Genomic DNA, 11454 nt, shown 5'->3' with positions numbered 1-11454 from the left:
GCGGAGCTCCCACAGCAGCGGTTGTCTTGGCGGACAAGCCGTTTCTACCGGAGCTCCGCTTCCTGCATGTCAGGGGCCGTATCGAGGCACTTGCCTACCAGCCCACACGCCTAACTTCACGGCGTTGCCCTAAAGGGCGGAACACTGGCCCGCATCTCGGTAGCTGAGGCCCACGTCGTTGCCCTGACGGTTCTTCGTGGTCGGGTCGTGGACCTGGAAGAAGAACTCGAGCAGGTCCCGGTAGGAGAGCTTCGCCGGGTCGTAGGCGATCTCGATCGCCTCGGCGTGGGTTCCGTGGTTGCGGTAGGTCGCGTTCGGCACGTCCCCGCCGGTGTATCCGACCCTGGTGTCCAGCACGCCGGGGCGTTTGCGGATGAGGTCCTGCATGCCCCAGAAGCAGCCGCCGGCCAGGATCGCCTTCTCGGTGGTCTCAGTCATCGCTTCCGCTCCCCGTCCGGGTGATCGAACAACGTGCGGTACTCGCCGTAGCCCTCGCGCTCCAGGTCGTCGCGCGGGATGAACCGGAGTGCCGCCGAGTTCATGCAGTACCGCAACCCGCCGGTCTCCACGGGACCGTCGTCGAAGACGTGCCCGAGGTGACTGTCCCCGTGCGCCGACCGAACCTCGATGCGGAACATGCCGAGGCTGGAGTCCTGCACCTCGACCACGTTCCGCCGATCGATCGGTTTGCTGAAGGTCGGCCAGCCGGTGCCGCTGTCGTACTTGTCCACTGAGGTGAACAGCGGTTCCCCGGACACCACGTCGACGTAGATGCCCGGCTCCTTGTTGTCCCAGTACGCGTTGTCGAAGGCCGGCTCCGTGCCGGCTTCCTGAGTGACCCGGTACTGGTCCGGCGACAGCCGGGAGATCGCCTCGGCGCTCTTGCGGTACTCGGACACCGTCGTTCCTCTCGGATCGGTCGTCGGCAGGAAGTGCCGGGTCAACGGGCCTGCACGCGCGCTCCGACGCGTACCCCGCCTGCGGTCGACTAACCGCCGTCCCGCCCGCGGCCGCCGGGTTGAGCGGGGCGAGGCCGATGTCCGGAATTTCCGTTCCTGAGACGGGCCGTCCCGGCGGCGCCGATAATCCTCCCGGGCGCGGCGCCCGGCTGGCCGTACGTCCGGCCGGCGGTCCGGCGCGCACCGCGGCGCCGGCATCGCCCGCGACCGGGTGGGACGGGCGGCGGGGAGGCCGGGCATGACGACCGGGGGCAGCACCGAGTTGGTGCGCCGGCCGAACGCGTCGAACCGGGCCACCCTGCTGGAACTGCTCTTCGACGTGGTCTTCGTGGCCGCCCTGGCGCTGATCTCGATGCTGATCGCCGAGCGGGACTCGTGGGCCGGCGTCGGGCCGGTCGTGCTGATGCTGATGGCGATCTGGTGGACCTGGTCGATCACCTCGACCACCACCGACTTCTACGACCCGGACCAGCGCCCGATCCAGGCCATCCTCATGGTGACGGCGCTCGGTGCCGTGGTGACGGCGGCGGCGCTCGGCTCCGCCGCGCACGCGTTGGTCTTCGCCGTCGGATACGTGACTCCCCACGTGGTCCGGGGCCTGGTCCTGGTGGGGGTGCTGCACCAGCACCAGCGCCGGCACCGGCACCGGCATCAGGCCAAGGGGCGCGCGGCGCGCTTCTTCTTCTGGTTTCTGATCTCCGGCGTCTGCTGGATCGTCGGGGCGCTGCTGCCCGGCGCGCCGCGCTGGGAGTTCTGGACCACCGCGGTGGCGATCGACTACGTCTCGGCCGCGGCGCGTTACCCCACACCCTGGCTCGGCCGGGTACCGCTCGGGCAGTACGAGCAGACGACCGCGCACCTGGGCGAGCGGTACCAGCAGTTCGTCATCCTGGCGCTCGGCGACATCATCCTGGCGCCGACCCTGAAGATCAGCACCGCGGAGTTCACCCCCGCCCGGCTGGCCGCGTTCCTCGTCGCCTTCCTCACCATGCTGCTGCTCTGGCAGATCTACGTGCTGGGGTCCGGTGCCATCCTGTGGACGCTCGCCGCCCACCTGCTGCGGCGGGCGACCCGGCTGGCGCCGTACACCCATCTGGTGATGCTGGCGGGCACCGGGTGCTCGGGCTGCTGGTGCTGGCCGTCGCGGCACCGTGGGTGGGTGGCTGGCCACCGGTACTGGTCACCAGCCTCGCTCTGCTGGTGTTGGCCGCGGTGGTGGTCGGCGACCTGCTCGGCGAACGGTCGACCCGGCCGGCGCTGCGCGGGCACCCCGGCTGATTCCGCCCCGGGGCGACGGGCGGGCCCCGGTCACCGAGGACCGGGGCCCGTTGCGGATCAGGAGAGGTCGAACCGGTCCAGGTTCATCACCTTGACCCACGCCGCGACGAAGTCCCGGATGAACCTCTCCTGCCCGTCCGCGCCGGCGTACACCTCGGCGATGGCGCGGAGTTGGGAGTTCGCGCCGAAGACGAGGTCGACGGCGGTGGCGGTCCACCGGACCTCGCCGGTGGCGCGGTCCCGGCCCTCGAACACGTTCTCGGTCTCGCTGGAGACCTTCCACTCCGTGCCGATGTCGAGCAGGTTGCGGAAGAAGTCGGTCGTCAACGTCTCCGGCCGGTCGGTGAGGACGCCGTGCGGGGCTTGTCCCGCGTTGGCGTTGAGGACCCGCATGCCGCCGATCAGGACGGTCAGCTCGGGCGCGGTCAGCGTCAGCAGGTTGGCCCGGTCCAGCAGCAGGGTCTCCGGCGACAGCTTCTGCCCGGCGCGCAGGTAGTTGCGGAACCCGTCCGCCCTCGGTTCCAGCACGGTGAACGACTCGACGTCGGTCTGCTCCTGCGAGGCGTCGGTACGCCCGGGCGAGAACGGCACCGTCACGTCGTGCCCGGCGTTCCGGGCGGCCTGCTCGACGGCCGCGCAGCCGGCCAGGACGATCAGGTCGGCCAGCGAGACCCGCTTCCCGCCGGACTGGGCGCCGTTGAAGTCCTGCTGGATCCGCTCCAGGACCGGCAGCACCGTGGCCAGCTCGGCCGGATCGTTGACCTCCCAGTTCCGCTGCGGCTCGAGGCGGATCCGGGCCCCGTTCGCGCCGCCGCGCATGTCGGTGCCGCGGAAGCTCGCCGCCGACGCCCACGCGGTCCGGACGAGCTGGGGGATGGACAGTCCGGAGGCGAGGATCGTGCTCTTGAGGGCCGCGATGTCCGCGCCCGCGATCAGCTCGTGGTCGACCGCCGGTACCGGGTCCTGCCACAGCTGCGGCTCCGGCACCCACGGACCGAGGTAGCGCGAGACCGGTCCCATGTCGCGGTGCAGCAGCTTGTACCAGGCCCGGGCGAACGCGTCCGCGAACTGGTCCGGGTTCTCCAGGAAGCGCCGCGAGATCGGCTCGTAGGTCGGGTCGACGCGCAGCGCGATGTCGGTCGTCGCCATCATCGGGGCGTACCGGACGGAGGGGTCGTGGGCGGCGGGCACGGCGTCCGACCCGGCGCCGTCCTTCGGCCGCCACTGCTTGGCGCCGGCGGGGCTCTCGCAGACCTCCCACTCGAACCCGAACAGCGTCTCGAAGAAGCTGTTGTCCCAGGTGATCGGGGTGGGCGTCCAGGCGCCTTCGAGGCCGCTGGTGATCGTGTCGGGGCCCTTGCCGCTGCCGTAGCTGTTCTTCCAGCCCAGGCCCTGCGCCTCCAGCGGGGCGGCTTCGGGCTCCGGGCCGACGTACTGGTCGGCGCGGGCGGCGCCGTGGGTCTTGCCGAAGGTGTGGCCGCCGGCGATGAGTGCGACGGTCTCCTCGTCGTTCATCGCCATCCGGCGGAAGGTCTCCCGGATGTCCCGGGCGGCGGCGAGGGGATCCGGGGTGCCGTTGGGCCCCTCCGGGTTGACGTAGATCAGCCCCATCTGGACGGCGCCCAGCGGAGCGGCGAGTTCCCGGTCGCCGCTGTAGCGCTCGTCGCCGAGCCAGGTGTCCTCGGGCCCCCAGAAGATCTCCTCGGGCTCCCAGACGTCCTCGCGCCCGAAGCCGAAGCCGAACGTCTTGAACCCCATCGACTCCAGCGCGCAGTTGCCGGCGAAGACGAGGAGGTCGGCCCAGGAGATCTTCTGCCCGTACTTCTGCTTGACCGGCCAGAGCAGTCTGCGTGCCTTGTCGAGGTTCGCGTTGTCCGGCCAGCTGTTGAGCGGGGCGAAGCGCTGGGCACCGTCGCCGCCACCGCCGCGACCGTCCTCGATGCGGTAGGTGCCGGCGGAGTGCCAGCTCATCCGGATGAACAGCGGCCCGTAGTGGCCGTAGTCCGCCGGCCACCAGTCCTGCGACGTCGTCATCACCTCGAAGACGTCCCGCTTGAGCGCCTCGACGTCGAGGGTCTTGAACTCCTCCGCGTAGTTGAATGACTCGCCCAGCGGGTTGGCCCGGGGTGAGTGCTGGTGGAGAACCTGCAGGTTCAGCTGGTTCGGCCACCAGTCCTGGTTGGCCCTCGGCCGACTCGGCTTCGGGGTAGGGGAGGGGATTGCCGGGTTCTCGCTCTCGCTGCCGCGCTCAGGCACGTCGGTCCTTCTCCTGTCGGTTGCGTTTCGGTCAACTGGTTGCTGGCGCCGCGACCCGGGACGCGCAGACCTCGCGGTCGGTGACCCCGGCCTGGTCGGCCGAGCAGCCCTGGTGGTCGGACGCGGTCAGGCAGGGTGCCCCGCCGACGGCGCAGTCGACGTCGGCGATGACGACGCGCGACCGGCACACGATGTGGTGGTGGTCGTCGCCGACCCGTGACCTCGACACGAAGATCGGGACGCCGGCGGCGTGCGGATGCGCGCGCACCGCTGACAGCACGGCCAGCCGCGGACGGGTCCGGCGCAGCATGGCCCCGCGTCGCACGCGCTCGACGTCCGAGGTGGCCACGGTGCGCAGTATGCCCGACTTCTTACTTGACTGCATCCAGAAGCCGGATGGCGCGCGCGGCGCGCCGCCGTTCCGGATACGACGACCTCCGGGCACCGCACGCGGTGCCCGGAGGTCGTCGCTCCGTCGGTCAGGCCTGGTCGCGTGCCGTGCGGCGCAGCCGGCTGACCCCGAGCAGGAGAGCGCCGGCGGCCAGCAGACCGCCGCCCAGGGACAGGACGCCGGTGCTGTCGTCGCCGGTGACCGGCAGCTCCGGGTCGTCCTTGCCGTCGTGCCGGTGGTCGAACTTGCCGCCCCGGATGCAGACGGTGGCGGTCGCCGGGTTGGAGACGACCTTCTTCTTGTCGTGCTCGCCGGTCGCGTAGGCGGTGTTGACGATCTTGCCGGCCTTGACGTCCTCCCAGGTGACCACGTGCGGCTCGAGGGCGTGGCAGTCGGTGCTCGCGCCCGGGTGCAGCCAGGTCTTCTTGCAGACCACCGGTCCGGCCTTCTTGTCGTGGACGGCGATCTCCTTGATGGTCACCGTGCCGGTGTTGGTCACTCGGTAGCTGTAGAAGATCTTGTCACCCTTGGCGGCGTAGCCGTCCTTCTCGCATTTGCTGCGGCAGTCCGACTCGACGCGGGCCTTCTTGTCCAGCCACAGGCGGGCCTTCGCCCGCTCGTCCTTCGTCTTGACGGTGAAGTCGGCCTTGTTGGACATCACCTTCTTCCGGTGGAACCACCCCTTCGCCCAGGCGGTGTTGACCACCTTGCCGGCCTTGACGTCCTTCTTCGTGACCGTGTACCAGCCGGTGCAGGTGGCGCTCTCGCCCGGCTCGAGGTCGAGGCGCTTCGCGTCCTCGGCCGCCGGCCCGGAGTGACCCTTGCAGACGATGCCGGTGACCGTGTCGTCGGTGACGGTGATGCTGGTGATCGGGTGGTCCGTGCCGGTGCTCTTGTTCGTCACCGTGTAGGTGTAGGTGACCTTGTCGCCGGCCTCCAGGTCCTTGGCCGGCGTTCCGGTCTTGGTCAGCTCCAACTTCGGCTTCGGTTCCGGCTTCGGCCCGGCGACCGCGGGCGAGCCGGCCGTGAGCAGCAGGCCGCCGGCCAGCACCGCGACGGCGCCCAGTTGCGTGCCGATGCCCATCCGTCTGCGCGACGCAGATGTCGTGCTCATGTAGATCCCCCGTGTACGTGGATGGTTGGTACCGGGGGCAACGAACGCTGCCGGGACCCGTCACGTCGAGCGGGCGGGAATCCCTCGCATGGTGGACGGACCCGCCCTGGACAGCTGTCCACGGACTCAGTGATGCGCCGAATCCCGCACCCGGCAGGGGATTCGCGGGTACGGTGCGCGGAGTAAGCGGTCAGTCAGCGCCCCGCCGCGGTGACCTCCGGTGGGTCGGCCCGCGGCTACCGTCCGGCCTGCTGGCGCTGGTAGTGGCGGGCGACCCGGGCGCGGTTTCCGCAGGACGGCTTGCACCACTGCTGGCGTGCGTGCTCCTTGACGAAGTACCGCACGCAGCGCGGGGCCGGGCAGGCGCGCAACTGTGCCCGCTCGGGCCCGGCGAGGAAGTCGATGGCGGCGCGGGCCAGGGTCGCGGTGAGCCGCAGCCGTGGCTCGGCCGGGCCCGAGTGCCGGGTGAGCGTCGGCGCCGCGTCGTCCGGCCAGTGCAGTCGGGGGCTGGTGGGCAGCCGGCCGGCGGCGGCGTTGAGCTCGCGCACCGCCTCGGCCGGCGTGAGCAGCGAGGCGCGGTCGGCCCGGCTGGGCGGTTCCGGCGCGACCGCCCGGGCGAGCAGCGTGCGGACGGCCCGGCGCAGCGCGACCACGTCGAGCCGGGTCTGCTCGTCGGGCAGGTCGGCCGGCGGCGCCAGGTCGTGGTCGTAGCCGCGCAGCGGTTCGGCCTGGTCGCGTAGCCAGCGGGCGAGCCCGGCGGTCTCGGCGAGGTCGTCGGTCACGCCGCCGTTGCCGTCGTGCCGGATGGTGCCGGCCAGGGCGAGCGTGAGCTGGACAGACATCGAACCTCCGTCGTCGCGTGCCGTCTTGTGGATCTTCAGAGGGCCAGTGTAGCGTCCCTAACGCCAAGAGCGCCGCAACCCATTAGGGGGCATCGTGCTGACCATCGCGCACCTCAGCGACACCCACCTCGACGACCACCCGCGCTCGGCGGAGCGGACCGCCCGGGTCATGGACCACCTGCACAATCTGGCCCGTCCGGTGGACGCCATCCTGATCACTGGGGACATCGCCGACCACGGGCAGGTGTCCGAGTACGAGCTGGCCGGCAAGCTCTTCGCCTCGCCGCGACCGGTGCTGGTCTGCCCGGGAAACCACGACGTGCGCGACGCGTACCGCAGGGGACTGCTGGGCGAGGCCGACGGCGGCGACGGGCCGATCAACAGCCGGCACGACGTCGGCGGCGCCACCTTCCTGCTCGCCGACTCCAGCATCCCCGGCCGCGACGACGGCCACCTGGACGAGGAGACCATGGGCTGGCTGCGCGAGCAGCTCGCCTCGGTGGCGGCCGACGTCCCGGTCTTCCTCGCCTTCCACCACCCGCCGGTCGCGCTGCACCACCCGGTCATCGACGACATGCGGCTGCTGCCCGCGGACCCGCTCGCCGAGCTGGTGGCCGCCCATCCGCAGATCGTCGCCGTGCTGACCGGCCACTTCCACACGGCCGCGGCGAGCACCTTCGCCGGCCGCCCGCTGCGGATCGCGCCCGGGGTGGTCTCCACCCTGCGGATGCCGTGGGAGGGCGAGGGGAGGCTGACCGACCAGCTCCAACCGCCCGGGATCGCCTTCCACGTGTACGACGACTCCGGGCTGCTGACGACCCACTACCGGGTGGTGGTCTGACCGGTGACCGGGGTGGCCATGCTGGGCTTCGCGCTTGCCGTCGCGCCGATCACGCTCACCCCCGGCACCAGCTTCGCGCTGGTCGTCTCGCGGGTGGGCGCCGGCGGCCGGCGTCAGGGCTGGTGGGTGATCCTCGGTACGGTGACCGGGATCTACCTGCACGCGGCGCTGGCCGCGGCCGGGCTGGCGGCGCTGGTGCTGCGCTCGTCGCAGGCGTTCTGGGTCGTCAAGCTGGCCGGCGCCGGCTATCTCGTCGGGCTGGGCTGCTGGCTGCTGGTCTCCGCCGCCCGCCGGCGGCCCGCCGCGCCCGAACCGCCGACCACGCGGGCCGGCTGGCGTCGGCTCGCCGGCCGGGTCCGCCATCCTTACCTGCAGGGACTGCTTGGCAACGTGCTGAATCCGAAGGCGGCGGCCGTCTACCTGACGCTGGCCCCGCAGTTCCTCGACCCGTCGCGGCCGGTGCTGGTGCCGATGCTGCTGCTGGCCACCGCGCACGCCGTGCTGCACACCGGCTGGCTGGCCGGCTGGACGGCGGTCACCGGCGCGGCCGCGCGGCTGCTGCGTACCGAACGGGTGCGCCGCGCGCTGGACCGGGTCACCGGCGGCGTCCTCGTCGGGCTGGGCGTACGGTCCGCGCTGAACTGACCGGTACCCGGCGCCGGACCTTACCGGAGGATTGACAGACCACTTTGTCGACACTGAGGATTGCCTCAGTCCACCGACCGCCACGGAACAGCCACTCGTCCACCAGATCGACGGCGCTTCCGCAACTCGGCGATGCGGGCAGCGCCGGTCCGCCGCAACCGGACACCATCACCTTCCTTTCACCGGGTCGTGACGCCGCGGGCGCGGCGCGCGACCGACGGGGCGGAGCCGCGTACCCCGGGCGGGGCCCCTCGGCCAGCTCGTTCGGTCACCCATGCCGAGAAACAGAAGGGTCGACAGATGCGTGATCCCCTAGGTCCCCGGTGGCGACGCCGCCTTCCGCTCCCCGCCGCGCTGGCCGGGGCCATGGCCGTGGTGCTGCTGGTCAGCCCGGCCTCGGCCACCGCGCCGCCGGCCGCTCCCTCGGTCGACCTGGTCCGGGTCGGCGACGAGGAGGCGAACGTCGTCGAGGTGCTGCTTGCCGACACCGCCCAGCTGGACGCGCTCGTCGCGACCGGCGTCGACCTCGACCACCACGTCGCCCGCACCGAGGACGGCGTCGTCGCGCACGCGGTCATCACGGCCAGCGAGGGCGCGGCGCTGACCGCCGCCGGGTTCCGGCTCGGCGAGGTGCTGCACCGGCCCGCCGACGCCCAGGCCCGGGTGGCCGAGCGGGCGGCGACCATCGCCGAGCACGCCGCGGACAACCGGCAGTTCGCCGCCGCCGCGTCCGACCCGACCGCGCTGGACGTCTCCGACGTCAAGATCATCCGCGCGGACTACTACACCTCCGGCACCAGCCAGATCCTGTCCGTGGAGGCGAAGTGGGCGCAGGGCCAGACGGCCAGCACGCCGCTCACCGTCGAGCGCGACAGCGGCCCGGGCACCGCGTTCGGCTCCGGCGGTACGCAGACCATCTCCCGCTTCGTCGACGCCGGCGTCTACCTGTACCACCGCGGCGCCGCGACGGTGACCACCCGGCCGGACCGCATCCGGATCACCAGCCCGACCGGTGACGTGGCCATCGCCACCGTCAAGGAGTGGCTGCCGACCCCGGGCGACGGCCCGGAGGGGCCCGGCTACCAGAAGGACTTCGTCACCAGCTACCTGACCCCCACCGAGCTGTACGCGCGGATCCACCAGCTGGCCGCCGAGTTCCCGGACCTAGCCGAGATCGTCGAGCTGCCGTACAAGACCAACGGCTACCGGCGGCACGCGCAGGCGGTGCTCGGCACCGCCACCGCCAGCCGGGTCGCGGTCGACTCGCTGGCCTGGGGCCACGAGGGCGGCAACGCCGTCTCGGTGGAGTTCGCCGACCCGGGGGCGCCGAACACGCCGCTGTCGGTGAGCGTCACCGGCTCGGCGGTGCGGGTGACCCTGGGCACCGACTCCGCCGGCGCGGTGACCAGCACCGCCGCGCAGGTGGTGGCGGCGCTCAACGCCGGCGCCGGGTCGCTGCTGCGGGCGTACACCTATCGGGGCAGCCCGGGCACCGGCGTGGTCGCGCCGGCCGCGCGGACCCAGCTCACCGACGGGCTGAGCGCGCCGGCCAGCGTCTCCCGCGAACCGCACCCGGTGTACGCGATCCGGATCGGCAAGCACCGCGACGGATCCAAGCTCGGCGTGCTGGCCTACGCCCAGGAGCACGCCCGGGAGTGGGTGCCGCCGCTGGTCACCATCGAGACCGCCGAGCGGCTGCTGCGCAACTACGGCCACGACGGGCAGACCAAGCAGCTGTTGAACAACCTCGACATCTGGATCGCGCCGTCGGTCAACCCGGACGGCGGGCACTACTCCTTCTACGACTTCAACTCGCAGCGCAAGAACATGACCAACCACTGCCCGCTGACCGGCTCGGCGGACTTCCTGGCCCGCAACTCGTGGGGTGTGGACAACAACCGCAACTACACCGAGTACAGCCTCTTCGACGGCTACTCGGGCGCGTCGTCGAGCTGCACCAGCGGCACCTACGCGGGCCCGAGCGAGCTGTCCGAGCCGGAGAACCGGAACCTGGACTGGTTGGCCGCCCGCCCGAACATCCGGTTCTCGATGAACCTGCACTCCTCCGGCAACTACTTCATGTGGTCGCCGGGTGCGTACGCGCTGCCGGACCGGGTGTCGGCGCCGCGGCCGACCCTCGCCGAGGAGTCGGCGTTCTGGGGCGCCTCCGCCCGGATCCTGAGCGCCATCAAGCGGCACCGGAACATGGCGGTCACCCCGGCGCGGACCGGCCCGATCTCCGACGTGCTCTACTCGGCGGCCGGCAACTCCGGAGACATGCTCTGGTACAAGTACGGCATCTACGCGTGGAACTTCGAGGTCGGCACGTCCTTCCAGCCGGAGTGGGAGGAGGCGCACGCCGAGGCGATGGAGTTCGCCAACGGGCTGGTCGAGCTGATGCGGGTGGCCCGGGACTTCGCCAAGGACAAGCAGCGGCCGGAGAGCACCTTGACGGTCGCGCCCAGCTCCACGCCCGGCATGGTCAACGTGACCTTCGAGACCAGTGAGCCGGCCGCGGTCTTCTACACCCTGGACCGGGCCGCCCCGACATATGCCTCCACGTTGTACGGTTCCGCCGGCATCCGGGAGGGCGGGGAGACGCTGACCGTCCCGGCCGGCACCCCGGTGCACTGGTTCTCGGTGGACTCGGCGGGCAACGTCGAGAACAACTACCGTCCGGACGGCAACGGACAGAACTACCGCAAGGGCGCAGCCGTCCTGCCGTAGGGCGCACCATCGAACATCGCGCACAGGGGGTGTGCGGGGGTTGCCGACCCCGTACACCCCCGCCGCGCCACGCGTCGGCGCGGCCGGGCGGCGCAGACGCCGATGCGGGTGAGTCGTGCCGATCAGGGGACCACGGCGTAGATGACGTTGCTGGTGCCGGGGAACAGGAACCGGAACTGTTGCCAGCCGCCCTGGCCGATGATCTGGGGGTTGGATACGTCACCGCCGCCGGTCTGGGAGGCGTCGACGTAGCGCAGGAGGCGGCCGGCCTGGTCGACGGCGTAGATGACGTTGTCGGCGCCGGGGAACAGGAACCGGAACTGTTGCCAGCCGCCCTGGCCGATGATCTGGGGGTTGGATACGTCGCCGCCGCCGGTCTGGGAGGCGTCGACGTAGCGCAG

10 protein-coding genes and 1 pseudogene are annotated in these 11454 nt (G+C 71.6%); 4 read left to right on the top strand and 7 right to left on the bottom strand.

From position 1 onward, the window contains the following. Window positions 1-129 precede the first annotated feature (129 nt). Complete coding sequence (gene msrA, locus DLJ47_RS33810; protein ID WP_199236116.1) at window positions 130-438, bottom strand: peptide-methionine (S)-S-oxide reductase MsrA; 309 nt, start codon at window positions 436-438, stop codon at window positions 130-132. Beyond that, window positions 435-899 (bottom strand): peptide-methionine (R)-S-oxide reductase MsrB, encoded by a 465-nt coding sequence (gene msrB / locus DLJ47_RS37825; RefSeq protein WP_167192067.1) that lies wholly within the window; start codon window positions 897-899, stop codon window positions 435-437. The genes msrA and msrB overlap by 4 nt, the downstream gene beginning before the upstream one ends. A 298-nt stretch (window positions 900-1197) precedes the next feature. Between msrB and DLJ47_RS37380 the strand changes: the two are divergent. Beyond that, a pseudogene (locus DLJ47_RS37380) lies at window positions 1198-2061 on the top strand (low temperature requirement protein A); the annotation flags it as partial. 233 nt (window positions 2062-2294) lie between these two features. On the opposite strand, the gene katG reads toward DLJ47_RS37380, so the two are convergent. The 4 genes from katG to DLJ47_RS33780 all read right to left on the bottom strand — a co-directional run bounded on the left by katG (window position 2295) and on the right by DLJ47_RS33780 (window position 6840). Beyond that, on the bottom strand, window positions 2295-4493 hold the full coding sequence (gene katG / locus DLJ47_RS33795; RefSeq protein WP_109906239.1) for a catalase/peroxidase HPI: 2199 nt from the start codon (window positions 4491-4493) through the stop codon (window positions 2295-2297). A 31-nt stretch (window positions 4494-4524) separates the two neighbouring features. Further along, window positions 4525-4878: a transcriptional repressor gene (locus tag DLJ47_RS33790; RefSeq protein ID WP_109906237.1), complete on the bottom strand. Its 354-nt coding sequence runs from the start codon at window positions 4876-4878 to the stop codon at window positions 4525-4527. A 94-nt stretch (window positions 4879-4972) separates the two neighbouring features. Further along, window positions 4973-5998 (bottom strand): DUF7507 domain-containing protein, encoded by a 1026-nt coding sequence (locus tag DLJ47_RS33785; protein WP_109906235.1) that lies wholly within the window; start codon window positions 5996-5998, stop codon window positions 4973-4975. A gap of 236 nt (window positions 5999-6234) precedes the next feature. Next, window positions 6235-6840 carry a CGNR zinc finger domain-containing protein gene (locus tag DLJ47_RS33780; protein ID WP_109906233.1) on the bottom strand — a complete coding sequence of 202 codons (606 nt, stop codon included), beginning with the start codon at window positions 6838-6840 and terminating at the stop codon, window positions 6235-6237. A 94-nt stretch (window positions 6841-6934) separates the two neighbouring features. Here DLJ47_RS33780 and DLJ47_RS33775 point away from each other — a divergent pair, with 94 nt between their 5' ends. The 3 genes from DLJ47_RS33775 (at window position 6935) to DLJ47_RS33765 (ending at window position 11053) form a co-directional block, all read left to right on the top strand. Then, a complete protein-coding gene (locus tag DLJ47_RS33775) occupies window positions 6935-7681 on the top strand; it encodes a metallophosphoesterase (protein ID WP_109906231.1) in 747 nt (248 codons plus the stop codon). Window positions 7682-7684: 3 nt separating this feature from the next. After that, window positions 7685-8326 (top strand): LysE family translocator, encoded by a 642-nt coding sequence (locus DLJ47_RS33770; protein ID WP_109906229.1) that lies wholly within the window; start codon window positions 7685-7687, stop codon window positions 8324-8326. A gap of 300 nt (window positions 8327-8626) precedes the next feature. Further along, entirely contained in the window at window positions 8627-11053 is a 2427-nt protein-coding gene (locus tag DLJ47_RS33765; protein ID WP_109906227.1) for a M14 family metallopeptidase, read from the top strand. Window positions 11054-11175: 122 nt separating this feature from the next. On the opposite strand, the gene DLJ47_RS33760 is transcribed toward DLJ47_RS33765, so the two are convergent. Next, a partial coding sequence (locus DLJ47_RS33760; protein ID WP_158289931.1) for a tachylectin-related carbohydrate-binding protein occupies window positions 11176-11454 on the bottom strand: 279 nt, incomplete at its 5' end.

The organism is Micromonospora sp. S4605 (genome assembly GCF_003176715.1).
Lineage (GTDB): Bacteria > Actinomycetota > Actinomycetes > Mycobacteriales > Micromonosporaceae > Micromonospora > Micromonospora echinaurantiaca.
The sequence above is the reverse complement of the archived record's forward strand: the minus strand, read 5'-3'. Positions and strand labels throughout refer to the sequence as shown.

What these genes read in the sequence shown, in the direction of transcription:
- msrA (WP_199236116.1), bottom strand. Translation starts at nt 438, where the DNA reads ATGACTGAGACCACCGAGAAGGCGATCCTGGCCGGCGGCTGCTTCTGG.
- DLJ47_RS33790 (WP_109906237.1), bottom strand. Translation starts at nt 4,878, where the DNA reads ATGCAGTCAAGTAAGAAGTCGGGCATACTGCGCACCGTGGCCACCTCG.
- DLJ47_RS33785 (WP_109906235.1), bottom strand. Translation starts at nt 5,998, where the DNA reads ATGAGCACGACATCTGCGTCGCGCAGACGGATGGGCATCGGCACGCAA.
- DLJ47_RS33780 (WP_109906233.1), bottom strand. Translation starts at nt 6,840, where the DNA reads ATGTCTGTCCAGCTCACGCTCGCCCTGGCCGGCACCATCCGGCACGAC.
- DLJ47_RS33765 (WP_109906227.1), top strand. Translation starts at nt 8,627, where the DNA reads ATGCGTGATCCCCTAGGTCCCCGGTGGCGACGCCGCCTTCCGCTCCCC.